The organism is Brevibacillus sp. HB1.3, from assembly GCF_013186635.1.
Classification (GTDB): domain Bacteria; phylum Bacillota; class Bacilli; order Brevibacillales; family Brevibacillaceae; genus Brevibacillus; species Brevibacillus brevis_D.
In genome coordinates this window covers 313,506-337,929 of sequence record NZ_JABMIT010000004.1, presented here as the reverse complement: position 1 = coordinate 337,929, position 24,424 = coordinate 313,506, and the positions used below count along the sequence as shown (strand labels likewise).

25 protein-coding genes are annotated in these 24,424 nt (G+C 47.5%); 13 read left to right on the top strand and 12 right to left on the bottom strand.

Translation table 11 applies throughout. The features are described from left to right. Positions 1 to 29: 29 nt before the first annotated feature. Positions 30 to 968 (bottom strand): ABC transporter substrate-binding protein, encoded by a 939-nt coding sequence (locus tag HPY31_RS12075; protein ID WP_172140902.1) that lies wholly within the window; start codon positions 966 to 968, stop codon positions 30 to 32. Positions 969 to 1,186: 218 nt separating this feature from the next. Here HPY31_RS12075 and HPY31_RS12070 point away from each other — a divergent pair, with 218 nt between their 5' ends. Together HPY31_RS12070 and HPY31_RS12065 are read left to right on the top strand one after the other, a co-directional pair. Continuing rightward, on the top strand, positions 1,187 to 1,729 hold the full coding sequence (locus HPY31_RS12070) for an RNA polymerase sigma factor (protein WP_172140901.1): 543 nt from the start codon (positions 1,187 to 1,189) through the stop codon (positions 1,727 to 1,729). Beyond that, positions 1,713 to 3,095 carry a hypothetical protein gene (locus HPY31_RS12065; protein ID WP_172140900.1) on the top strand — a complete coding sequence of 461 codons (1,383 nt, stop codon included), beginning with the start codon at positions 1,713 to 1,715 and terminating at the stop codon, positions 3,093 to 3,095. The genes HPY31_RS12070 and HPY31_RS12065 overlap by 17 nt, the downstream gene beginning before the upstream one ends. 58 nt (positions 3,096 to 3,153) lie before the next feature. Here the strand turns inward: HPY31_RS12065 and HPY31_RS12055 are convergent, their stop codons facing one another. After that, on the bottom strand, positions 3,154 to 3,477 hold the full coding sequence (locus HPY31_RS12055; protein WP_253901773.1) for a hypothetical protein: 324 nt from the start codon (positions 3,475 to 3,477) through the stop codon (positions 3,154 to 3,156). Between the two features lie 167 nt (positions 3,478 to 3,644). Between HPY31_RS12055 and HPY31_RS12050 the strand changes: the two genes are divergently transcribed. The 3 genes from HPY31_RS12050 to HPY31_RS12040 all read left to right on the top strand — a co-directional run bounded on the left by HPY31_RS12050 (position 3,645) and on the right by HPY31_RS12040 (position 5,778). Beyond that, positions 3,645 to 3,977, top strand: coding sequence for a PadR family transcriptional regulator (locus tag HPY31_RS12050; RefSeq protein ID WP_106778176.1), 333 nt, complete (start codon positions 3,645 to 3,647; stop codon positions 3,975 to 3,977). Next, a complete protein-coding gene (locus HPY31_RS12045) occupies positions 3,974 to 5,281 on the top strand; it encodes an FtsW/RodA/SpoVE family cell cycle protein (RefSeq protein ID WP_172140899.1) in 1,308 nt (435 codons plus the stop codon). The genes HPY31_RS12050 and HPY31_RS12045 overlap by 4 nt, the downstream gene beginning before the upstream one ends. A gap of 80 nt (positions 5,282 to 5,361) precedes the next feature. Then, on the top strand, positions 5,362 to 5,778 hold the full coding sequence (locus HPY31_RS12040) for a VOC family protein (protein ID WP_172140898.1): 417 nt from the start codon (positions 5,362 to 5,364) through the stop codon (positions 5,776 to 5,778). A gap of 76 nt (positions 5,779 to 5,854) precedes the next feature. Here HPY31_RS12040 and HPY31_RS12035 read toward each other — a convergent pair whose 3' ends face one another. Further along, positions 5,855 to 6,235, bottom strand: coding sequence for a VOC family protein (locus HPY31_RS12035; RefSeq protein WP_172140897.1), 381 nt, complete (start codon positions 6,233 to 6,235; stop codon positions 5,855 to 5,857). Positions 6,236 to 6,393: 158 nt separating this feature from the next. On the opposite strand from HPY31_RS12035, the gene HPY31_RS12030 reads away from it, so the two are divergent. Both HPY31_RS12030 and HPY31_RS12025 read left to right on the top strand, forming a co-directional pair. After that, the gene (locus HPY31_RS12030) at positions 6,394 to 8,124 is read left to right on the top strand and encodes an ABC transporter ATP-binding protein (protein ID WP_172140896.1); all 1,731 of its coding nucleotides are present in this window, start codon (positions 6,394 to 6,396) and stop codon (positions 8,122 to 8,124) included. A gap of 1 nt (position 8,125) precedes the next feature. Next, positions 8,126 to 9,970: an ABC transporter ATP-binding protein gene (locus HPY31_RS12025; protein ID WP_172140895.1), complete on the top strand. Its 1,845-nt coding sequence runs from the start codon at positions 8,126 to 8,128 to the stop codon at positions 9,968 to 9,970. 57 nt (positions 9,971 to 10,027) lie between these two features. On the opposite strand, the gene HPY31_RS12020 is transcribed toward HPY31_RS12025, so the two are convergent. From HPY31_RS12020 to HPY31_RS12010, 3 genes are all read right to left on the bottom strand, one after another. Further along, complete coding sequence (locus HPY31_RS12020) at positions 10,028 to 10,765, bottom strand: class I SAM-dependent methyltransferase (RefSeq protein ID WP_172140894.1); 738 nt, start codon at positions 10,763 to 10,765, stop codon at positions 10,028 to 10,030. Continuing rightward, positions 10,762 to 11,520, bottom strand: coding sequence for an MBL fold metallo-hydrolase (locus HPY31_RS12015; protein WP_172140893.1), 759 nt, complete (start codon positions 11,518 to 11,520; stop codon positions 10,762 to 10,764). Before HPY31_RS12015 ends, HPY31_RS12020 begins: the two co-directional genes overlap by 4 nt. A gap of 83 nt (positions 11,521 to 11,603) precedes the next feature. Next, a complete protein-coding gene (locus tag HPY31_RS12010; RefSeq protein WP_172140892.1) occupies positions 11,604 to 11,870 on the bottom strand; it encodes a CD3324 family protein in 267 nt (88 codons plus the stop codon). 286 nt (positions 11,871 to 12,156) lie between these two features. Here HPY31_RS12010 and HPY31_RS12005 point away from each other — a divergent pair, with 286 nt between their 5' ends. After that, on the top strand, positions 12,157 to 12,372 hold the full coding sequence (locus tag HPY31_RS12005) for a hypothetical protein (RefSeq protein ID WP_172140891.1): 216 nt from the start codon (positions 12,157 to 12,159) through the stop codon (positions 12,370 to 12,372). Between the two features lie 86 nt (positions 12,373 to 12,458). Then, positions 12,459 to 13,289: a prohibitin family protein gene (locus HPY31_RS12000; RefSeq protein WP_012685219.1), complete on the top strand. Its 831-nt coding sequence runs from the start codon at positions 12,459 to 12,461 to the stop codon at positions 13,287 to 13,289. A gap of 48 nt (positions 13,290 to 13,337) precedes the next feature. On the opposite strand, the gene ahpF is transcribed toward HPY31_RS12000, so the two are convergent. Then, complete coding sequence (gene ahpF / locus HPY31_RS11995) at positions 13,338 to 14,867, bottom strand: alkyl hydroperoxide reductase subunit F (RefSeq protein ID WP_012685220.1); 1,530 nt, start codon at positions 14,865 to 14,867, stop codon at positions 13,338 to 13,340. 13 nt (positions 14,868 to 14,880) lie between these two features. Further along, positions 14,881 to 15,444: an alkyl hydroperoxide reductase subunit C gene (gene ahpC / locus HPY31_RS11990; RefSeq protein ID WP_016741021.1), complete on the bottom strand. Its 564-nt coding sequence runs from the start codon at positions 15,442 to 15,444 to the stop codon at positions 14,881 to 14,883. A gap of 309 nt (positions 15,445 to 15,753) precedes the next feature. Between ahpC and HPY31_RS11985 the strand changes: the two genes are divergently transcribed. Both HPY31_RS11985 and HPY31_RS11980 read left to right on the top strand, forming a co-directional pair. After that, on the top strand, positions 15,754 to 16,245 hold the full coding sequence (locus HPY31_RS11985) for a PH domain-containing protein (RefSeq protein ID WP_172140890.1): 492 nt from the start codon (positions 15,754 to 15,756) through the stop codon (positions 16,243 to 16,245). Beyond that, complete coding sequence (locus HPY31_RS11980; protein ID WP_172140889.1) at positions 16,245 to 17,756, top strand: PH domain-containing protein; 1,512 nt, start codon at positions 16,245 to 16,247, stop codon at positions 17,754 to 17,756. Before HPY31_RS11985 ends, HPY31_RS11980 begins: the two co-directional genes overlap by 1 nt. 38 nt (positions 17,757 to 17,794) lie before the next feature. Here the strand turns inward: HPY31_RS11980 and HPY31_RS11975 are convergent, their stop codons facing one another. Next, positions 17,795 to 18,187 (bottom strand): VOC family protein, encoded by a 393-nt coding sequence (locus tag HPY31_RS11975; protein ID WP_172140888.1) that lies wholly within the window; start codon positions 18,185 to 18,187, stop codon positions 17,795 to 17,797. A 155-nt stretch (positions 18,188 to 18,342) separates the two neighbouring features. Here HPY31_RS11975 and HPY31_RS11970 point away from each other — a divergent pair, with 155 nt between their 5' ends. Beyond that, positions 18,343 to 19,053: a DUF421 domain-containing protein gene (locus HPY31_RS11970; protein ID WP_172140887.1), complete on the top strand. Its 711-nt coding sequence runs from the start codon at positions 18,343 to 18,345 to the stop codon at positions 19,051 to 19,053. Between the two features lie 34 nt (positions 19,054 to 19,087). Here HPY31_RS11970 and HPY31_RS11965 read toward each other — a convergent pair whose 3' ends face one another. Both HPY31_RS11965 and HPY31_RS11960 read right to left on the bottom strand, forming a co-directional pair. After that, complete coding sequence (locus tag HPY31_RS11965) at positions 19,088 to 19,948, bottom strand: S-layer homology domain-containing protein (protein ID WP_172140886.1); 861 nt, start codon at positions 19,946 to 19,948, stop codon at positions 19,088 to 19,090. Positions 19,949 to 19,983: 35 nt separating this feature from the next. After that, positions 19,984 to 20,814, bottom strand: coding sequence for an MBL fold metallo-hydrolase (locus tag HPY31_RS11960; RefSeq protein ID WP_172140885.1), 831 nt, complete (start codon positions 20,812 to 20,814; stop codon positions 19,984 to 19,986). A 138-nt stretch (positions 20,815 to 20,952) separates the two neighbouring features. Here HPY31_RS11960 and hrpB point away from each other — a divergent pair, with 138 nt between their 5' ends. Continuing rightward, positions 20,953 to 23,457 (top strand): ATP-dependent helicase HrpB, encoded by a 2,505-nt coding sequence (gene hrpB, locus HPY31_RS11955; protein ID WP_172140884.1) that lies wholly within the window; start codon positions 20,953 to 20,955, stop codon positions 23,455 to 23,457. A 252-nt stretch (positions 23,458 to 23,709) separates the two neighbouring features. Here the strand turns inward: hrpB and bluB are convergent, their stop codons facing one another. Beyond that, on the bottom strand, positions 23,710 to 24,363 hold the full coding sequence (bluB, locus tag HPY31_RS11950) for a 5,6-dimethylbenzimidazole synthase (protein WP_012685229.1): 654 nt from the start codon (positions 24,361 to 24,363) through the stop codon (positions 23,710 to 23,712). Positions 24,364 to 24,424 lie beyond the last annotated feature (61 nt).

Sequence of the window (24,424 nt, the reverse complement as noted above, 5' to 3'; positions counted from 1 at the left end):
TGAGTATAGTATGGGCAAAGCCCATCTTTTTATTCACTCATCTTTAGCATCTGTTTTCGAACAGCATTTAAAAACTGTTGGTTGCTGTAGGCCGTGCCACCAGCTAATCCTGGTTCAACTGCATTCACGTACATTTGATCGGCTTTGACTGCACGTAGATTTTTCCATGCAGGCTGCTCTTGCAACTGCTTGAAAGCGGGCTGGTCTTCTTTTGTGACCATCACAAACAAGTAGTTGGGATCTTCTTTTGCCAGAGCATCCATAGAGAGTGCGGTACGCTCCTTCATATTCGCGACGACATCTGGGACAGGCAGGGTCAAGTCCGTATATAACAGGTTATTGTACCGTTCATCCTTTGGATAGGCGTAAAAGGAGCCTTCTTGGAACCACAGCGTCAGCACTTTCTTTTCCGGGAGTGGAGAGAGCTTGTCGCGGAGTTCCTGTGCATTTTGCTTCACTTTACCTATGAAGGTATCCAAATTGTCATCTCTTCCACGAACATCTGCCAGCAGACGCAAGTTTTCTTGCCAATGAGCTCCGTTTGTAGAGACGGGAATGACGGATGCAGCGGTTTGTAATTTGGCCAAGTCTTCCTTGGAGGTCTTGTCAGTTGTCATGATGACGTCAGGTTCAAGGGCAACCAGGTCACTTAGGTTATCTGTTATATGATAGGGGAGATGCTTGGCATTTCTGATCATGGCTTGATATTCCGGCGGAAACTTTCCGTTTTTATCCACCGTAGCTGCGACGGGCGGGATTCCCAGCAAGAAAGAATCTTCGTACGAAGCAGGGAAGCCTACGAAAACAATAGCCTTGGTTCTGGCCGGAATTGTATAAGTGTTGCCTAGGTAATTGATCGATCTGGTCGGTTTCGCTGCCGCTGAATCGCCCGTTTGTCCACCATTTCCGCAGGCTGCCAGGACGAGGAGCAAGGCGGCAATCGGGATAGCTAGTAGCCGTTTATACATACAGGTCACTCCGTTCTTACTTCTTGTGTTATCAGGAAAGTAGCAGGACTCATGTAAATTATAGGCTACCCGATCCATCCGTCGCTGTTGCATTCCTGAACATTTTCAAACATTCTGCTGTAACCTTTTTCCTGCTCAAGACACTAATGGGTATCCAAGAAAATTTTCGCATAGGAAAGTAGTCGATCAGCCGACAGCAAGAGAATGGAGGAGCTTCTTTGTATGAAGAAATGAAACATCAGGTTATGACCATCTATGAGCGGCATTATCATGATGTATATCAATTTTTGCTGTATTTTGCCGGCAGTCAGAATGATGCAGAAGATTTGACGCAGGAGGTTTTTTTGCGAGTGATTCGCTCGCTTGAACGATTTGAAGAGCGATCTGACGTGAAGACATGGCTGTTTGCGATCGCGAAGCATACAGCGATGAATTATTATCGAAAACGCAAGTGGCAAAAGCTGTTGTCAGGGGACTGGTTGTCTGTTGTGATGCCAGCCCCAGAAGGGAATCCGGCACAGGAAGCGGAAAGCCGGGAGGACGAGCAGGAATTGATCGCTGCGATCAAGGGACTGCCACCGCATCACCGCATGGTTGTCATTCTGCGAGGCATTAAAGAGTACAGCGTCAAAGAGACTGCTGAAATACTGGGTTGTTCTGAATCAAACGTGAAAACGACGATGCACCGGGCACTGAAGCTGCTGCATGGAAAACTTTCGCATACGAAGAAGGGGGAATTGTACAGTGGATTGGCAAAATGAACGAGATATGCTGGAACGGTTAGTGACTCTGCAAAAAAGTACCCCCCCACGTAAGGAGTTTGTAGAGAGTTTACGTACAGTGCTGGAACAAGAAGTAATTCGGGTCGGCAAGGGGGGACGGCTGTTCATGAATCCGTTGACTGTAGGGTTGACAGCAATGGTGATCGCTTCTGGCTTTGGGCTGTACATCATGGCTGGGATGGGGCAAAACGAACGCGTGGACCCTCAAGTGACGGCAACCAGTAGTTCGCAGCTTCCCGCCCATCCTGTATACGAGCAGGCGAAGAAGCTGCTGCAAGAATTGGCAGGGCGAGATGCAAGCCAATATGCGGTAAACGGCATGCTGTCCAATACAGAAACAGGTCATGTCGTGATGAACAAGACGGTTAACAACATTCCGGTTCTTGACGACCAATACACGTTTACAATAGACAAGGCGGGCAGGCAGCATAAAAAAGTGGTACAGACAAACGATACGACAGGCATGGTCTTTCCAGATCCCAACAAGGCAATGCCAGTAAAACAGGCAGAACAAATTTTTGGGCAAAGCGCCCGGCTGCTCTATTCAGAGTGGGAATGGCGATTGCAATATGAGTTTCCTTTTTCAGGTGACATTGATGCCATTACAGGAGAAATTTACCCCACAGAACGCTATCATCCCGATTACAGTCTAGTAGATCTGCCGCCAATTCCTGTGAAACCGGGAGGCATAAAGCTGGTAGCTCCCAACATCGAAGAAGCAGATAGACTTTTTCGGGAGTGGGGATTCGAGCCTCCGTTTTCCTTCGTTATTCAAGAAGGCTCAGGCGTACATACGTACAAAATGGAAACGCGAACCAAACAGAAAATAGAACTGGACGTAGTAACAGATACAGGAAAAATTCTGAACTACCGGTATGAAAATATCCATGAGAAAAAGGAAAAGCTCCCTCATCCGAAGATGGAAAATGTACAAGAAGCAGCAAAGCAATTTCAGAAATACCTTCCGTTAGACACCAAAGAACTGCTACTTGGTTCTGCCACTAGAAAAGGCAACATCGAAACTTATCAATTCTTCAAGTCCCATCAGGGAGTACCGATTATGGGGGGGTATACGGTTCATTTTGATGTGGACAGGAAACAGGTAATCGGGGTCGATCCTACGTATACCATGGAGTCTAAGCAGCTTCCTGACAAAAGCAAGGCAATGTCACGGGAAGACGCGACTAGCGTATACGTCACCCATCGCCCGCTCCGTTTGGTCTACAAGTTGATGGAGAATCCAACTACAGGAAAATTAGAACCACGTCTCGTCTATCATATTTATTATCACGACACACCGCTCTATATGGTTGATGCGCTGACAGGGGAGTGGGTGCGTAGTTAATAACAGCGAAACAACAGAAAAACCAGGGAGGAGATTCCCTGGTTTTTCGCTATGTCTCTTATTTGAAGAGCGGAACATAAATATCAATCTCGTTGTCTTCCTGCTCTGGCTTGTAGCGCTCGTCCCAATACTCAAAATCAAATCCGGCATGCTTGAACTCTTTGTAATAGGGATCATTCGGACTCGATCCTGCAAATGGTACGAAAAATGGTTCCGTTAGACCAGGGGGTACCTGAATCTCTTTATCTGTCGGAACGTACTTGAGTACTGTCGTTTCCGGTCTGTCTGAACGGATGGCATTTTCGGAATGTGCGACAGAAGGAACGATTGATAGAGTAAGGCTTAGAGCGAACAGAATGTTGACGTATTTGGTCTTTTTCATAGGTAGAATCACCTTCTCTTTCCATTTTTGTATGTAGAAGGTAGGCGTTTCGCGAAAGATGAATGTCAAGCATGTGTTGATCTTACAAGATTTGGGTGATATAGTTACATACATAGATTTATGATGTATTGTCTATCTAGGTATTTGCGATTAAATCGGGAGGCACTATGAAAATCAATAAGGAGCTTTTAAAAGGCAGCACCGTGATCCTGATCTTGACGATGCTGGATCGAAAGGAAATGTACGGGTACGAGATCGCGAAAGCCATCGAGAAGGAGTCAAATGGTCTGTTTACGCTAAAAGAAGGGACACTGTATCCGATCCTGCATGCGCTGGAAGCGGAGCGTTATGTGGAAGCGTATTGGGATGAGAAGGATGGGAGGAAGCGTAAATACTATCGGATTACGGCAGAAGGTCGCGGGCAATTGAAAGAGAAAAAGCACGAGTGGCATACGTTCCGCGATGGGATTGATCGGGTGCTGGGAGAGGGAAGAGCATGAAACAGACGAATACACATCCATTGATTGTAGACTATCTCGATCAAGTATGTCGCCATGTGCGGGCAACGGAAATGCATCGCAGAATTCGCGATGAGCTGGAAAGTCACCTGCTTGATTTGATGGATGAGCAGATGGACGAGGGCGTGGAAGAGGAAGAAGCGGTGAAGCAAGCCATTTTGCAAATGGGTGATTCTGCTGCTGTTGGGAAGCAGCTGCATCGGATTTATAAGCCCAAAGTGGAGTGGAGGCTTCTAGTGTATGTGGTGGCTTTCCTGGCTGTAGGGTTGTTTACGATGTATGGCATGCAGGTCAGTTTTATCGAGTTTAAACTGGACAGTTACTGGTTCTATGCCTTATTTGGTATCGGGGTGATGCTCGCTGTTACTTTTACGGATTATCGCAAGCTTTTGCGGTACTCGTTGCATTTGTACATGCTGACTGTGGGCGTGTTTTTTCTCATTCTTGCGTACGGCTATACAATGAATGGAAAAACATATATGTACCTTGGTGGCTCGATTAGGATCGATTTTGTGGCAATGTCCATGTATTTGTTTCTCATAAGCGTTGCGGGTATGCTTCTTACCAGGACGTGGCGATTTCGGAGCACGGCTTCCAAGCTGACTGTATTTGTTTTGCTGCCAGCTTGCCTTTTTGTTATGGCTGGATCAATTATGGAACTCATGCTCTACCTATTTGGATTCATGATACTCATGATGTATACGAAAACCGTCCGGAAAGAAAAACTCTATCTAGTGATTGTGTCTGCTATTGTTTGGACAGCTGCCTGTTTATTGGATAGATACACGCTAGGAAGGGTGCAGGGCTGGGTACAACCGACCCAAGATCCGCTCGGAAAGGGATATGAATATCTAGAGGCGATGGAAGCAATTCGCTCGGCAGGTTTTTGGGGAAGGGGCTCCAATGCTCCATTACCGAGAATGCCTTATTTAGACTCCGATTTCAAATTTACTTACTTAATCCATAGTTATGGCTGGATTGCGGGCATTTTGATCTTGTTAGCCATTGTTCTGTTTATAATAAGACTGGCTCGGGTAGTCAAGGAAGTGGACGAGCCGTATGGGAAGCATCTCATTGTCAGTATCGTTCCTTTATTCTCTCTGTTCTTCGTTTGGCCACTGCTGATGTCAACCGGCATGCTGCCAATCGTGAATATTGAGATTCCTTTTCTCAGCTATGGCAACATAGGGACTGCTTTGGCTCATTTCGCTGTCCTAGGTCTCGTTCTGAGCGTCCATCGGCATAGAAGCTCAATTGGAAAGCCACATACTTACATGGCAAAATAGCAATCCATAAGAAGCCTCGGGTAATCGGAAATGCTAGGATATAGACATCAAGGAAAAACAAACCCGAGGAGGAATCACACATGGCATTGCAATCCAAACAAATTTTCGTTAATTTACCCGTGAAGGACCTCAACAAATCAATCGACTTTTTTACGGCGATCGGGTATGAATTTAACCCGCAATTTACTGATCAAAATGCAGCATGCATGGTGATCGGCGAAAACATTTTTGCCATGCTGCTCGTTGAAGAGTTTTTCCAAACGTTTACGAAAAAAGAGCTGACGGATGCAACCAGAAGTACCGAGGTCATTGTCGCGTTGTCTGCTGACAGCAGAGCGCAAGTCGATGAGATCGTAAACAAAGCATTTGCTGCGGGCGCAACTCCAGCGAAAGACCCGGTTGACCATGGCTTCATGTACGGCTGGAGCTTTCAAGATTTGGACGGCCATCAGTGGGAGTTCTTGCATATGGATCAAGGCGCTGTTCCACAGGAATAAAAGACGTAAGAAACGAACTGAGGGCAAAAAGCACGGGATCGAAAAAAGATTCCAGCTTTTTGCCCTTTTTGTCCATTCAATACTGGCACATCCCAAGTGGATTCCCGTCTGGGTCAAAAAACGTCAGCACCTTCGTGGACCCAAATCCATCAATCGGGGTTACCCTTACTCCACGTTCTGTTAACAGCTGATGTGCCGCCTCAATGTCGGCGGGGAGAAAATTATAGTATTTGCCGACACCAAAACGATTTTCCGGAAATGTCATCGGCTGATGGTTCTCTACGCGGACGAGACAGATTACGGTGCTTGATTCCTCAGAAATCCGCATCGTGACCGCCTCCTCTTCCACAAACAAAGGTATGCACCCAAGCTTTTCTTCATACCATTTTGCAGACGCACCGGGGTCCGTCACAGGTATAAAAACCCCTTCCATGCCTTTTAACAGTGATTGAGCCATCCTTTCATCTCCCATTCGACCAAAAATCTATCACCTATCATTTCGACGACAATGGTAGGAAAAACCTGTAAGTCCCACACTTCTATTTTGACAATCTCTCGTGACATTTCCCTAGCTAAGGTTTATCTTGGACGTAAGAACACAGATGGGGTGAACGGATGCGCTTCTACAATAAATACATAAAAAAATACGGCGTAGTCGCCGGGATTTCCATGTTTTTCTTAGCGTTGGAGGCGGTATGTGATCTATTGCAGCCGACGATTCTGTCTCACATTATCGATACGGGTATCGGAAACCGGGATATGGATTACGTGCTCAAGACAGGCGGGCTGATGCTGCTTGTTACAGCATTGGGGGCAATCGCGGCATCGATCCGCAATGTGCTGGCGACATACGTGTCGCAAAACTTTGGTGCGCAGCTGCGCGCAGATTTGTTTTCCAAAGTGCAATCCTTATCCTTTGAAAACCTGAACAAGTTCGATAGAGCCTCACTCGTGACACGTCTGACTAATGACGTCAATCAAGTGCAGATGTTTGTAAACGGCATGATGCGAATCTTCGTCAAAGCACCGTTGATGTGCATTGGCGGGTTGTTTATGGCAACCCAATTGAACGTGGATTTGGCTGTGATTCTCGCCGTAGTCGTGCCCATTGTGGGTCTGTTTATTTTCTTGAATATGAAAATCGGTTTTCCGTTCTTCCTGAAGGTACAGCAAGCGCTCGACCGAGTGAACGGTGCGATGCGTGAGTATTTATCTGGGGTACGAGTCGTTAAGGCATTTAATCGCTTTGATTTTGAGCGTGGCAAGTTTACACGGGCAAACGAAGAGCTGCAATCCAAATCGGTCTCGGCTACGCGGGTGATGTCCATCTTCAGTCCAGCGATCATGCTGACGATGAATCTCGGAATTGTCGCGGTCCTCTGGCTTGGGGGGCTTGGCGTAGAACAAGGAAGCATCGAGGTCGGTCATATCATCGCGTTTACGAACTACATGACGCAAATCCTGTTTTCACTCATGATGATTTCCTTGGTATTTAACATGTTTGTGCGGGCAAAAGCATCGGCAGGACGCATCGGAGAAGTATTTGCGGAGGAAAACCAAATGAGCTGGAAGGAGGAACAACTTCACGAGCTTCCAGGCAAAAAGGGACGCATCGACTTCGAAGGGGTCAGCTTCTCGTATGATGGAGAAGGCGGACAGCCAGTACTCAAGCAGATTTCGTTTACTTGTCTGCCGGGGGAGACAGTCGGGATTATCGGGTCGACAGGCTCTGGAAAAAGCAGTTTGGTTGGTTTGATTCCACGGTTTTATGATGTAACGGAAGGTACGATTCGAGTAGATGGCATCGATGTACGCGATATCGAACCGAAGCGATTGCGCGAAAAAATGGCGATTGTGCCGCAAAAAACAATGCTGTTCACAGGTACAGTGATGGAAAACATTCGTTGGGGCAAGGCAGAGGCGACCCACGAGGAGGTCGAGCAAGCGGCACGTATGGCGCAGGCTCACGAGTTCATCTCCGCCACTCCTGAAGGCTATGAGACACGCGTAGGGCAGGGAGGAGTCAACTTCTCTGGAGGACAGAAGCAGCGTATTTCTATAGCCAGGGCCTTGGTGAAAAAGCCGGAAATCCTCATTCTCGATGACAGCACAAGCGCGGTAGATGTGGCGACAGAAGGGAAAATTAAGGATGCGCTCCGAGCCTATGCGGCTGGCCTTACCTGCATTTTGATCGCACAGCGAATTACCTCTGTCATGGATGCGGACAAAATCATCGTGCTCGACAATGGAGAAGTTGCGGGCGTCGGTACGCATGACGAATTGATGACCTCTTGCCAGGTCTATCAGGAAATCTTTCAGTCACAAATCGGCCGGGAGGTGAAGTAAGGTGAGTCAACAGAAGCAACAACAACCTGTCTTTTCACCGAGACCTGGCCGGGGCTTTGGACATGGTGCTGCCAGAGGTCCAGTCAGTAAGCCCAAAAATTTTTTAGGTACGCTAAAAAGACTCTGGCAAGCTTTTGGCAAAGAAAAAAAGCTGCTGCCGATCGTTTTCGCCATTGTATTTGTGGATGCACTCCTTATGCTGTCTGCCCCTTATTTGATCGGAAAGTCGATTGATGCGATGACAGGTGGCGAGGAAGCTCTTAGCTTTTTGTCTATCCTTATTCTTGCCTTGCTCGGCTCGTACATCTTCGATGGGGCACTGACGTTTTTGCAAAGCTGGTTGATGGCAGGCATCTCGCAGCGGATCGTCACGAATCTGAGGCAAGCCCTTTTTGACAAGCTGCAAAAGCTGCCCATTGCTTATTTCGATTCGCGTACGCACGGGGAGTTAATGAGCAGGCTCACGAATGATATCGACAACGTCAGCAACTCCATTTCCCAATCCACAACGCAATTGATGTCAGGGGGGATCGTGATCCTCGGTTCGCTGGTGATGATGCTCGTCTTGTCCCCGATCCTGACACTCGCATGTCTGATCACGGTGCCACTCGTATTTCTGCTCACACGAACGATTGCCAAACGAACGAGCGTACTGTTCAAAAATCAGCAGATGGAGCTAGGCAAGCTAAATGGACACATTGAAGAGACGATTTCAGGCATACAGGTAGTGCAGGCCTTCAATTATGAGCAAAAAGCCATTGAGGACTTTACGACGATCAATGACCGGCTTTGCAAGATCGGGATGAAGGCACAGGTATGGACGGGCTTTCTCATGCCGATCATGAACGTGATTAACAACCTCGGCTTTGCCATGGTGGCGATTGTCGGAGGCGTTCTCGCTGTCAAAGGATTGATCACAGTCGGTGTGATTGCGAGCTTTCTCAGTTATTCCCGACAGTTTGTCCGTCCGTTGAACGACCTCGCGAACATTTTCAATGTGCTTCAATCCGGTGTTGCTGGGGCGGAGCGGGTGTTTGAGGTTTTGGACGAACAAGAGGAGCCAGTGGATTTTCCGGGTGCCAGTGTGCTCGCACAGCCGAAGGGTCACGTTGTGTTCGATCAGGTCAGCTTTGGCTATCGTCCAGATCAACTGATTTTGAAAAATATCAGCTTCGAGGCACAGGCGGGGAGCACCATCGCGCTAGTCGGACCGACGGGTGCAGGCAAAACCACTATCGTGAATTTGCTCACGCGGTTTTATGATGTGACCTCGGGTACGATTTATTTGGACGGAAAAGACATTCGAGAGTATTCGCGGGACAGCTTGCGGCGCAGCTTTGGCTTTGTTTTGCAGGATACGTACTTGTTCTCAGGTACCATCAAGGAAAATATTATGTACGGCAAGCCGAATGCGACAGATACAGAGGTAGTAGCCGCTGCGAAAATGGCAAATGCTGATGCGTTCATCAATCGGCTTCCGATGCGTTATGATACGATGCTGACAGAAAATGGGGGCAACCTGAGTCAGGGACAACGCCAGCTTTTGGCGATTGCCCGCGTCATACTCGCCAAGCCCTCGCTGCTCATACTCGATGAGGCGACAAGTAGCATCGACACACGGACAGAGCTGAATATCCAGGATGCGCTCCTCACCATTATGGAGGGGCGTACGAGCTTTGTGATTGCGCACAGGCTTAATACTATTCGGGATGCCGACACGATTATGGTCGTGGATCGGGGAGAGATCGTGGAAAAAGGCAGTCACGATGAACTTATTGAGCAAAAAGGTACCTACTATCAATTGTTTTACAACCAGTTTAAAAATCTGGAGGCTGCTGGGGAATAACAGAGCCCCCCGTCCAAACACGGAAATGACGTGGAGGACGGGGAGCTTTTTTATTGGTTAGGTAGCTGGCTTGCTGGCGGCGATCAACAAGAAGATCGGCCGACGGATTTCGTCTCGCATCCCGGGTATATCCAGCATTTCTTCAGGAGGACCAGGCTCAGCGACTTTTGTAAGGTGAAATCCGGCACCGAGGAGATCGTTCATATAGCTTGAAAACGTTCGGTGATACTTGACGACTTCATGATCCAAAAAGTTGGTTTGCCGGATGCCCTCCTGCTGATAGTTGTCCACAGGCCAGTGCAAGCGTTCACCTCGGGGTCCGTAATGCCAGTCCTGTTCAGCCAGAGCGGTGAAGACGGGATGCTCCACGGAGAAAACGAAGGAACCTCCAGGAGCAAGACAGTGATAAACACGTTGGCAAAGCAAATCAAAGCGCTCCACATAATGGATGGCCAAGGAGCTGATAACGACGTCGAATTCCTCTGGAGCAAAATCAATGTCTTCAATCGGAAGACGCAGGTACTTGATGGCGGGATCTGTTGTCGTCTCTTTGGCACGCGCCAGCATTTTTTCGGAAAGGTCCACACCCACAACGGAGCGTGCCTGCTGCTCACGCGCATATCGACAATGCCAGCCGAAGCCACAGCCTAGGTCGAGCACTTTTTTCTCGCGAAGGGTAGGCAGTAGCTCCCGAAACGCATGCCATTCTCCCGCTGCGTTCAGGCCCTCAACTGAACGAGCCATTTGACTGTATATGCCGAAGAAACCTGGCTCATCGTATTTGTTCTGTTTCATCCGTTCAAAACCTCCTGGGTCGGGTCGTAGGCTTGGATTAGTTCCCGCAGCGCTTTCTTGACGTCCCCCTGAAACGCTCCACCGTGATAGCAAATCAACTGCTCAATGTCATAATCGAGCAAGCGGCGGACAGAGCGAATCGCTTCCTGCATATCCAGCGTATAGGACGGATTGGCAATTTCGAGTCTACCGTTTTCGATGACAACAGCATCACCGGCAATCAGTGTTTTGCTTGCAATCAAATACAATGAAATATGTCCCGGCATATGTCCAGGTGTATGAATGATCTCGATGCCGCCGCACAAAGGCAGGCATTCGTGATTCGTTACGGTTCGATCAACCGCAGAGGGCTCGATGGACTGCAAAAAGCGAATAAATTCCTCAGCGTGCTGCTTTTCACCCGACGACAGATGGTCTAGTGTTGCTTGCGCCTGTTCCAATCGCAAAGATGTCTTTTGTCCAGCGATGTACGGTGCTTCGGATTCGTAGGCGATGATTTCGATGTGCGGATAGGTTCTTTTTAACGCTGCCAAAGAACCGATGTGATCCATATCGTGATGCGTCACAATGACCTTCGTAAGGTCGTCGAGCGTAAGCTGTTGCTTGTGTGCGGCTTCCTGAAGCAAAGGCAAAAAGTCCGGATACCCACAGTCCACAAGAATCCGTTCATGCTCATCCTGTAGCAGCACAGGGGTAATGACCTGCGTAGCTCCATTGTACATAAACGAAATGTCGAGAAAGTGAATCTGATTCATATGTTGTCCCTCCTGACTGACTCATCTTAAAAAGGAGTGTAACGCAAGAGTAGAGCAGACACACGGTCGACCTTTTCTCTGTCTCATTTATGTTCACGAATAATGCGCCGAATGCTGTGTTCGGTCAAGTAATGTTTCTGGGCGAGCATTTTGACAGAAGCCCCTTCGCGGTAGGCTTGCCAAATCGCCTGATTACGCTCGCTTAGCCATTGCTTTGTGTCTGTGGAGGCGCCCCATTGTCGTTTGTTTTCGTGGTGGATCGGGATGTACAAGTAACTTCCTTGTACGTAATGCTGAATTTGCCGTAGCAGATCGTCTGGCAATAGGTCTTGTGCATTTTTGTATTTCATGTGCTTTGCTCCTGTCTATATAGCGTGAGGTGCGTATATAGATGAGCAAAGAGATCCTCAACTCAATATGGGAAAGGCTCTGAACCAAGAGAAAGAAGAACTCTTTGCTCAGAGCCGCATTCGGCTCTTCGTACGTAAGGGTCTTGCATTTGAATCATCTCCCTTCTTTTCTCTATAGTAGTGAGAAAGGGAGGTTCCTTCAATAAACATCTTTTCCTCGATTGCAAAAGAAAGGATAAGATGAGAGGGATGCATAGATTGTTTTTGGGATGGAGATGAGAAAAAGATGAGTCTTGGCGGCTTTCAAAGCGGCTTTTCCGCTCGTAAGGTACCACGATCAGAAGTGCGGTGGGGACAGTTTTTAATATGCAATCACGGGTGTGAGGAAGTTATCCAATTGATTTCGCATGTATCTGGTGAAGTCGAATTTGAGCTATGCAAAATCGAGGCAGAGCGGATGGCGCATGTTCTGTTAGAAGCTTCGAAAGCAGAGCGCTTATGACATGTACTTTTCATAAATTTCTTGAAACTTACAGCCCACTCTCTCGTATACATGAATGAGCATGTATAGATAGAGGGAGGACGAGTATGAGCGACAAAAATGTTGTAAAAATGAGTCCCTTTCAAGCAGGAGGAAAGCTGATCGCAACGATTGTGATACTGGTTGCGTTGGTCTTGCTTGGCACGCAATCTTTCACGATTATTTCCGCAGGGCATAGTGGAGTTGTGCTGCAACTGGGAGCGGTACAGCCAAAAGTGCTGCAAGAGGGCATGCATTTTAAAATTCCGTTCATTCAAACGGTGGTGCCGATGGAAGTGCGGGTGCAAAAATCAGAAATGAGCCAGACTTCTGCTTCACGTGACCTGCAAACCGTCTCTACGACAATTGCTGTTAACCATCATTTGGATGCTGAAAATGTCAATAAACTGTATCAGCAAGTGGGATTGGAGTACAATAGCCGAATTGTTGATCCTGCCATTGCCGAATCATTTAAAGCCGTGACCGCTCAATACACAGCAGAAGAACTGGTATCCAAGCGTTCCGAGGTCAGCCAAAAGGTAAAAGAAGTCTTGCATAAAAAGCTGTCGAATTATAACATCATCCTCGACGAAATCAATATTCGCGAGTTTACTTTCAGTGATGAATTCAACCGCGCCATTGAATCCAAGCAGGTGGCCGAGCAGCAAGCGCTCAAATCGAAGCTGGACCTGGAGCGGATCAAGATCGAAAAAGAGCAAGAAATCACGAGAGCAGAAGCACAGGCACAAGCGCTGCGTCTGCAAAAGCAAGAGGTTACGCCAGAGCTGATTCAGCTCAGACAGATTGAGGCGCAACTCGAAGCGATACGCAAATGGGATGGAAAGCTGCCGAGCGTAACAGGTGGAGCTACTCCGTTTATCAACGTGGGTACAAAGTAACCAAATAAATAAACAAAGCCACTCCCTTGAAGAGGAGTGGCTTTGTTCTTAGTTGCGGATGAGATAATCGAAAGCTCCCAAAGCCGCAGTAGCACCAGATCCCATCGAAATGATGATCTGTTTATAAGCACTGTTCGTGCAATCACCGGCAGCAAAAACACCAGGGATGTTTGTAGAACCATGGCTGTCTACCACGATCTCACCAAAGCGAGTGCGCTCAATCGTTTCGCCCAACCAATCTGTATTCGGTACCAGACCGATCTGTACAAACACACCTTGCAATTCAATGTGCTTGGTTTCACCTGTCTCACGCTCGATGTAAGAAATGCCGTTTACTTTATCCGTACCCGTAATTTCTTTGGTTTGAACGTTTTTGAGTACAGTGACATTTGGCAGACTGTAAAGACGATCTTGCAATACTGCGTCAGCTTTCAGTTCTGGCGAGAATTCCAGAACCGTTACATGCTTCACAATACCTGCGAGATCAATCGCTGCTTCCACACCTGAATTACCGCCACCAACCACTGCAACATCTTTGCCAATGAACAAAGGACCATCGCAGTGAGGGCAATAAGCTACACCCTTGTTCTTGAACTCTGCTTCACCTGGTACACCCAGATTCCGCCAACGAGCACCTGTCGACAAGATGACTGTCTTACTCTTCAGAACAGCGCCGTTTTCAAGTTCAACTTCGATCAGATCCTTCTTTTCCAAACGCTTGGCACGTTGCAGCTTCATGACATCAATGCCATACTCTTTTACTTGCTTTTCCAAGTTGGCTGCGAGCTGAGGACCTTCAATGTATTTCACACTGATGAAGTTCTCAATGCCCAATGTGTCATTGACTTGACCGCCAAGGCGTTCAGCGACGAGACCAGTACGAATCCCTTTGCGTGCTGCATAAATCGCCGCACTTGCACCTGCTGGGCCACCGCCCACAACAAGCACATCATAAGGGTCTTTATTGTCAAACTCGGATGCGTCCGGAGCAGAACCCAGCTTGGCAAGAATTTCTTCCACGGTCATACGGCCGCTTTCGAAAAATTCACCATTGAGGAAAACGCTTGGCACAGCCATCACGTTTTTGCTCTCTACCTCGTCCTTGAATACGGCACCGTCAATCATTGTATGAGTAATACCAGGATTGAAGATACTCATCAAGTTCAGAGCTTGGACAACATCTGGACAATTGTGGCAACTCAAGCTGATGTAAGATTCGAACTTATATTCACCACGAAGGTCTTTGATTTGATCAATGACACTTTGCTCGACCTTTGGAGCTCTTCCGCTAACTTGCAAGAGAGCCAATACCAAGGAAGTAAATTCGTGACCCAGCGGAGTACCGGCAAAAACAACGCCAGTATCTTCGCCCACACGGTTTACGCTAAAGCTAGGTGTGCGAGTGAGTTCTGCTTTCTCCACACTGATCTTCAAAGACATGCTGGCTAGCTCATCAATCAGTGCAAGCATCTCAGAGGATGCCTCATCCGTGCCTGCACTGACTTTGAGTACAATATCGCCTTCCAAGAGCTCGAGATATTGTTCTAGTTGCGCTTTGATTTCTTGGTCAAGGGCCATTATCTATCACACCTTAAATTTTGCCTACGAGATCAAGGCTTGGTTTCAGTGTTTTGCCACCTTCTTGCCATTTAGCTGGGCAAACTTCACCTGGATTGTTGCGAACATATTGTGCTGCTTTGATTTTGTTGATCAGAGCACTTGCATCACGGCCAATGCCACCAGCAGTAATCTCAACAGCTTGGATGACACCGTCTGGGTCGATGATGAATGTACCGCGATCTGCCAGACCTTCAGCTTCGATCAATACGTCGAAGTTGCGGGAGATCACATGGGAAGGGTCACCGATCATGATGTATTCTACTTTGCTGATTGCTTCAGAGCTGGAGTGCCATGCTTTATGAGTGAAGTGAGTATCTGTAGAAACGGAGTATACTTCAACACCGAGTTCTTTCAAAGTTGCATATTGGTTTTGCAGATCTTCGAGTTCAGTAGGGCAAACGAAAGTGAAGTCTGCTGGGTAGAAGCAAACTACGCTCCATTGACCTTTGAAGTTTGCTTCAGTTACTTCGAGGAATTTACCTTTTTGGAATGCTTGTGCTTTAAAAGGCAATACTTCAGTTCCGATGAGTGACATAGTGTTAGCTCCTTTATATGTTTTTTTGTATAGTACATATTCAGAACATGCGTAACGAGGCATGCTTGAATATAATTTACAATGATTATTATTTAATAAATGATTCAGTAAGTCAAGTTTTTTATAATGATTATAATGTGATAATTTTTACAAGCCGTTTTCTCCATTTATTAGTATGATTCGAACGGCATAAGAGTATTCGTTTGCTGCATGAAAAATTGACGATTCGTTCGTAGAAACCAGACGGAATGTTTTACGTATGAAATAAAGGGAGCATGGACAGTGGAATAAACATACAGGAGTGATGATATGCCTTCTCGAATTAGCGCACCACAGAAGAGCTTGTCCAAGGATGCGTTCAAGGTAGAGCTTATTACTGCGGGGATTACGGTGGTAATCGGGCTTGTTATTTTGTGCGTTCTTTATTATCTAGATAATCGTTTTGCCTGGAAGGAATGGATTGGATGGTGTTTGCACGGATTGCTCGTTATTGGTGTGATCGCGACGATTTGGTCTTTTGTTGAGCCGTATTTTTTATATAAAAGCTGGCGGTATGATATCGATGAAGATTTTCTACAAATGAAATTCGGGGTGATCACAGAGAAACATTTTCTTGTTCCCATGACGAAAATTCAAGCAGTCTCAACGAAACAAGGACCAATTTTGCGAAAGTACGGGCTGTACACCATCTCGATTAAAACAATGGGCTCCTCACACGAAATTCCAGGGTTGCCGGGGGATGTCGCTGCTCAATTGAGAGAACAGATTGCACACTACGCCAAATTAAAGGAAGTGGAGTAGTGATGGAAGCAAAACGATACCATCCACTAACGATCCTTTTTGATCTCATCATCCAAGTTAAGCATCTGTTTTTTCCTGCGTTGATTCTGTTTGTGTTTAATTATGACTCGACAAACGCATTCATTACATACGGGAGAATTGCTTTTTACATCTATGTAGGAGGGATGCTGGCCTATCTGCTTTTGAAATGGATTTCGTACAAGTATAGGCTGGCTGATACGGCTTTTCATCTTTACGAAGGGATTCTTACGAAGAGAAAGCAAACGATCCCCTTTAGCAAAATTCAAAACGTCAATCGACATACGACGTTGCTGCACCGGATTTTTAAAGTGACTTCTATCCGGTTTGAGACAGGGATGGTTGGCGATGATTCTAGAGTGGAATTCGCGGTGATTTCTGTAAACGAAGCAGATCGACTGGAGGCCTACACGAAACAGGCAGTGCAATTAGAAAAAGAGCCTGAGGCTGTAGGGAAAGAAGGAGACTCCACGGAGAAAATCGGTACGCCGTACACCACTCCTGAGCGAGTCATTCACTTTACGCCAACGAAAAAAGAGATTATCAAGGCTTCCTTCACTTCTTTCAGCTTCCTCGGGATGATTACGTTACTGATATGGGCGTATTTCAAACTCACCGAATATATCGACGTGGAGGAGCAGGTCGTAGGTATTTATTCGCTGATTATGAGCTCGTGGAGATGGATCACGCTGACAACCGTTGGACTACTCGTCCTGTCCATCGGATTCGGCATGGTCACGACTTATATTCGTTACGGAAAATACGAGATTTCTTCGGATCACGACCGGATTTACATTGCCAAAGGAGTCATTGAAGAAACAGCTTTTTCGATCGCAAAAGAAAGAGTGCAAGCGATTAAAATCAAACAATCCTTGCTAAAGCGCATGTTGGGTCTCGCCGAAGTCAAGCTGACGGTTGTTGGCGGGGATAGTCATTCGGATAAGGATAAACAGGATGTCAGCTCACTCTATCCATTTTTACCAATAAAACGAGCGTATGAGATGATCGCAGAAATATTACCTGCGTATGAAGTGACGGATAAAATGACGAGTCTCCCAAGAATTTCGTTATGGGTTCGCTTGGTCAGGTCGAGCTGGATTTGGCTTATAGGCACAGGTGCGCTTTTCTATTTCAAGCCGAATATTTGGGGGTGGGAGCAAGCCTGGTGGGTTATATCCATTGCGTTGACACTGATCATCCTGGCCTTCGAAGTCATTGAATTCTACAACACGCGTTACACCTTGAATGATCATTTTATTCAGTTCCAGACAGGGAGCCTAACTACGACCTTATATATCTCCAAACGAGAAAAGATTATTGAGGTCAACGTCAAAAGAGGCCTCCTGCAAAAGCAGCTAGGGCTTGCTTCGATCAAAACAGTCAATCGTGCCAAACCCGTGAGTCATAAAGGGGTAACAGATGTGCCGATAGAGTTGGCGGAAGGGTTTTATCAGTGGTATATGGGACGTAGAAAAGAGATCAAAATAAAGTAGAAGAGGGGACGTAGAAGGAAAAGGTGAATCTTTTCCCTCTACGTTCTTGTGCTTTCAAACAGCTCCAGCCACTCCCCATCCGGACCTTTGAAGAACATATAACGCGAGCCGTTCGGCAAGATGGTTATTTCCTGATCGATAAAGGTTACATGTCGGTGCTTCAAACGGTCGATTTCAGCTTCGAGGTTGTCGACAGCAAACGCCAGGTGGTGGACTTTGCCCTCTACCGGAAGGGAATCGCTGTATCCATGAATAAGCTCCAGCTCTGTCTCAGTGCTTCCCGGAAATCCAAGAAAAGCAAGCGTAATATCTCCGTTGGAATGAGTGAGCTTTCCTTTTAGCTCCATCCCAATCACTTCGGTGTAAAAGGCAACTGAGGCGTCCAAATCTTTTACCATCAAGCCCACATGTTCCAGCTTTTTAATCGCCATATCATTTTCATTCCTTTCCATGGGTATGATTTTTTCTATTGTAGAAGAATTTGTAGGAAATGTCTGTATGCGAAACTGTCAGGATAGGTTTTCCAATGATAAACATGGCTATAATTGGGGTATGGTGCAAAATTTCGTCATCCCCGGGGTGGAGCATGGAATCTATTGTGGAAGTAATTGCGAGAGCACTGCTGGCTTTTGCCATCATGATGATCATTACTCGGATCTTGGGCAAGCAGACGATTGCGCAAATGACGTATCACGATTTTGTCGCGGCGATCACCTTGGGGGCGCTGACAGCAAATCTTGCCTTTAACAACCTGGTCAAAATATCGCATATGCTTGTGACGTTACTCACTTTTGGTGGTATCGCCTATTTGTTAATGATTCTCTCCCTGAAAAACCGGAAGTTGCGAAAATGGTTTTCGGGCCAGCCGACGGTGGTCATCCAGGATGGAAGAATTCTCGAAGATAACATGCGTAAGCAAAAGCTGTCTTTGGATACGCTGAATCAAGAGCTGCGGGAAAGAAACATTTTTAATATCGAAGAAGTTCAATATGCTGTGCTGGAGTTGAATGGAGAGATATCCGTCCTGAGGAAACCGCAATTTTTACCTGTTACTCGAGGGGACTTGAAACTGAAAATGGGGAAGAGACAGACATTCCCGATTGAATTGATCATGGATGGTCAAATCATCCAGAGCAATTTACGCCAACATAGCTTAACCATCGAGTGGCTACTTTCACAGGTGGGCAAAAAAGGCTTGAGTGTCGAGGAAGTGAACTACGCCGTGATTAGCTCCAATGGACAAATTTATTTCGACCCGTATGAGGACCGTATCAGTAATCCAATCGACAAAGAATAAGGTGTCGCAAAAAAACCTCCGGGATGGAGGTTTTTTACTTGCTCGAGTATTGGCGAAGTGTCCCTGTTTGCTTCAAATGGTTATAAAATCTGTGCAAAATAGTGACAGCTTCTGCACGAGTCAGCATTTCTCCACCCTCGAACTTGCCGTTCCATGCAGTCATGATCCCTGTTCTTTGCAAAAGGGCGAGATTGGTTCCGAGGATTCCGCTGTAGTCATCCGTAAACAATATTTCATCGCCATCTTGGCCAAAGAGAAGCGGATACAGGATGTTCGTTTTGTCTCTCCCATCTTCGTTGTACCGACCATCCTCCTGGAAAAGGTCTCCAGGCGAGTTTGGGTCAAGCGAATACGGACTCAAGATGATGGGAATATCCCGCATGCCAGAAAGGATTTGTAAAACTTCCTTGGCAGGCATATCTTGCCTGTCTAGCATAAAGACGGGTAGGACGTTAGCTGTACCGATTCGATTGAGTTTGGCGTCCGGGTAAAATTTGTAGCCAGCAGGTGTATAGCTTACGGCATTCCACCAATCTCGTGTAACAATTGAATTGATTTCCTTGTAGGCCCAATGATTTTTCGGTACATCAGAAAAAAGTTCGATGTGGTAATTGCTATAGTCCGTCTTCTGATTCGGTTTGTACGGTCTGTATTGATCAAACAGGCGATAGATCATGACGGTCATTTCCGCTTTGTCTACCAATCTTTCAGGTTGGAAGCGACCGTCAGGATAACCGCTAACAACCCCCTTATCTACCATAAAGGAGATCGAATTCATGGCCCAGCCGTATTTCTTCGGATCGACATCATGGAATTTCGGTGCAGCATGTGTAACCGCAGGATAAATACTAGATAAACCCAGAATGAGTGCAAGGAATACAGTGATGACTTTCATATACGCTCCTCTTTTTTTGAATAGAATTGTAAGGATTATCCTTCTAGTATACTATCCGGCGTTGGAAAAGGAAGATGTTCTGCAAGAACAGATGTGACGATATAGAGTGAGTCAAACTCGCCAGAAGAAGCCGCGATGATCGGCGGTTTAGAAGGAAACAGCTGCTTGTTTATTTCGTGGGAAGAAAGCCCTTGGCTATGCAAATGAAGGATTTCCCCAGACAGATTCTCCAAATGCTCCAGCTTTTGCTGCAAGCGTGTTTTCCCGTCTGGATGATATCCGGAATGGGCACAAAAGATTGATTGGAAGTCACAAGCCAGCACGGTTCGAAGAGACTTCATCAAGGTGGGGATTGATTCTTCTCGTAAAATAACCTTCGTTTTCACACCCATAAAAAGATCGCCACAGAACAAGCGACCGTTCATTTCGTCCAGCAAAACTATATGATCATGGGCATGGCCGGGGGTATCAATCACTTTCCATTCGAGGGAACGAGAGTGATGGACGTCACCCAAAGGTTGGGCCACAAACGGATCGCGAATCCCCCAAGTCAGCTGTCGGTAGAATGGGTACAGTGCTTTTTGGGAGCAAATGTTCACGCCTTTTTCGTGAATGAAAAAAGGGACCTGCTTGTGCTGGGCAATCCACGAGGCGGTACCGACGTGGTCTTCATGGCTGTGCGTCAATACGACCGAATCAAACGAGGCTTCCTGAAACCTGTGAATGAGAGCTGGCTCGAGTACTTTCGGGCCCGTATCAACCAGCATGCCATCGGTCATATAAACATAGATTGCCGATTCCCAATCCCCTACGCGAACAATCCCTTCCAGACATGCCACGTCTTCATGCTGATGAATGTGAATCATACCGCACACCTCCCATAGTAATGGCTTCATTATACTATTGAATGATTATTCAGTCATTTTTGTTTGCGATCCACATCCATCCTATATTCCTATATCGTGTATGATGAAAAGGGATGATTGCTCGTATGAGGTGAAAACATGAATGCATTGCCGATAAATGAAGTATTGCCCGAGCTGGTAAACACGCTGCGTGAAGAGACAAACGCAGTGTTGGTCGCTGCTCCGGGTGCAGGGAAGACGACGCGGGTACCACTTGCCTTGCGTGAAGAAGCTTGGTTACATAATCGCCGAATTGTGATGCTGGTCCCACGCCGACTGGCTGCACGTCAAGCCGCTGCCTACATGGCTGCCTTGTTGGGGGAAGAAGTTGGACAAACGGTCGGATACCGGGTCAAGCGTGAATCAAGAGTAGGTCCAGGCACACGAATTGAAGTGATAACAGAAGGAATTTTAACGAGAATGCTACAGGATGATCCGGAGCTATCTGATGTTGGTCTTGTTATTTTCGACGAGTTCCACGAACGAAATTTGCACGCGGATTTAGGGCTGGCCCTTAGTCTTCAGGCACAAAGCTTGTTTCGAGAGGACCTGCGAATTCTCGTGATGTCCGCTACACTCGATGCAGAGCCCGTGTCAGCCTTGCTGGGGAATGCTCCCATTATCAGTAGTAAAGGCAGGATGTTCCCGGTGGAGACGCGCTTTTTGACATCCCCGATGCAGGGGCGTCTGGAAGAAGCGATTGTCCAGACGATCCTCCAGGCGTTGAGACAAGAACAGGGAGATATGCTCGTCTTTTTACCGGGAGCCAAAGAGATTCACAGGGTGCAAGAGTTGCTTGAACAAAGCGGTGTGGGCACGAACATACGGATTGCGCCTCTTTACGGAAATTTGTCGCAGGAGGAACAAGATAAGGCGATCCAGCCTGGGAAAACAGGAGAACGCAAAATTGTCCTCGCTACCACGATTGCCGAGACGAGCTTGACTGTTGAGGGTGTGCGCATCGTGATTGATAGTGGGTTAAAACGGGTCCCGCGCTTTTCTCCGCGAACAGGGATGACGAGACTGGAGACTGCAAAGGTATCGAGGGCATCTGCTGACCAACGCCGAGGAAGGGCTGGACGTCTTGCACCCGGGGTCTGCTTTCGACTGTGGACAGAGCAAGAAGATCGCATGCTCATACCACAGCAGGCACCTGAAATCATGGAAGCGGATCTGGCTGTGCTCGCATTGGAGCTAGCTTTGTGGGGAGTCGGATCGTCGGACGAGCTGGATTGGCTGAATCCCCCGCCGAAGCCAGCGATGGCACAGGCTCAAGAGCTGCTGCTCCAACTGGGCGCATTAGATGAGCGGAAGCAGATCACAGCACATGGACGAGCGCTTGCTGGAATGGCTGTACATCCGAGATTGGGCCACATGATCCTGAAAGCGAATGAGCTGGGGGAAGGTGAGCTGGCTTGCGAGCTAGCTGTTCTCTTGGAAGAACGAGATATTGTGAGGGGGCGCCAAGCCTCAACAGATGCGGATATGCGTACGCGTGTTGAACTACTTCGTCGGGTAGGAAATAAACAGAGTGGTGGAACAGAGCTCCCGATTGATGTAGGAGCATGCCAAAGACTTTGGAAGGAGGCGGATCATTTCAAACGGGTATGGGCAAAAAACCAGTCCGCTGGCGCTTCCACTCGTACAGAAGCGACGGGAAGACTGCTGGCGTTTGCGTACCCGGACCGGATTGCCCAGCGAAGGGCGGATGGACGTTATTTGCTTCGCAATGGGCGTGGGGCAGCCTTTTCCGTGCAGCAAGCACTGGCGGCTTCGCCGTATATTGTGGCAGCAGAACTCGATGATCAAGGTGCAGATAGTCGGATATTACTGGCGGCTAGCGTGGAAGAAAGCGAGCTGTTGAAGGATTGTGCGTTGCAGATTACGGAACGAATGAACGTATGGTGGGAACATACAGCAGGGGCAGTTCGCAGCCGCAAGCAAAAACGGTTGGGGGCACTCCTGTTGGCGGATATAGCTGCGGAGGCTTCGCCAGATGAGGTGTTAACAGCATTTTTGGACGGCATAAAGGAAGAAGGCTTGGAGATTTTGCCGTGGAATCGGCAGGCGAGACAGTATCGGGAGCGTTTGTTGTTTATGCATCGTCTGGAGGAAGGGTGGCCGAATGTGGAAGATGAGGCACTGCTTGCTTCCTTGGAGGAATGGCTCGCTCCCCATGTGTATGGTTTCAAAAGAAAGGAAGATCTACAGTCGCTGTCGGTGACGATGATGCTAGAGAGTATGCTCTCATGGGAGCAGCGCAGACAGCTAGACGAGCACGCTCCGACTCATGTGATCGTCCCCAGCGGTTCCAAAATTCCTGTCGATTACAGTGATACAGCGGCACCGGTGCTTTCGGTCCGGCTACAGGAGTTGTTTGGTTGGCAAGACTCTCCGAGAATAGGCAGAGGCAGAGTACCACTGACATTGCATCTGCTTTCACCAGCACATCGTCCGGTACAAGTGACACGGGATTTGGCGAGCTTTTGGGCACATGCGTATTTTGAAGTGAAAAAAGATTTAAAGGGACGTTATCCCAAGCATTATTGGCCAGATGATCCGCTAGCGGCCATACCGACAAACCGGACGCGTCCACGCATGTAAATCGATTCGCTAGGTATATTCGGGCATAGAGGAAGGGCTCGGCATCAGGTGAAATTTCCCATTTTGCTAGTTCCATGTTCGTGAGTCACGTCAATTGTGAAACCTTCTTCGTGTTCGGGCACGTCAGGAAGATACCGTGAATCACGTACTACCCCCTCCATTTCTCTGGGCTGCCTGTGGATCAGGCGGTCTTTTTTTGTGAAAAAAGGGTGCCGCAGTAGCAGCGCCCTTTCTTTCGTACAGGGTCAAGGCTTACGCTTTATTTCCCCACTGCTCTCGATAAATCAACTGTTGCAGGTCCTCGCGTTGTCTCCATTGGTGCAGCTCCAAGAGTGGACGTTCTGGATAATGATCTGTGTAGCCGATCGACAGCAATGCGACAGGATCGATATGCGGCGGTATGTTCAGGATACGACGCACGTCGGCCTTCTTGTAAAAACTGACCCAGCCCATCGCCAAATCTTCTGCGTAGGCCGCCAGCCACATGTTTTGGATTGCACAGCTGACCGACATAATATCAGTTTCCGGGATGGAATTGCGTCCGAGTACATGGTCTCCACCACGTGTAGGGTCACAAGTGACACAGATGGTGACTGGTGCTTCCTTGATCCCTTGAATTTTCAACTCCAAAAAGGTCGACTCTCGTCCTGTTCCTTCGTAGTGGATGGCAAGCGCCCGGCGTTCTTTATCCGCACATTCTGCCAGAGCTTGCTTGGTTGCGTCGTCTTCCACCAGGACAAAATTCCAAGGCTGCATGAATCCGACAGAAGGAGCATGGTGGGCAGCGGCCAAGATCATGGCGAGCTTATCCGGGGAGACAGGGTCTTGGCGAAAGGTACGAATATCGCGACGATTGCTGATGGCTTTATACAAACCGTTTTTTTCTTCCGCACTTAAGCGTTTCATGAGAAAAACCTCCCTATTTGCATTCAGATCTCTTTATTTTACTTACAAAGTATGCTTCCTT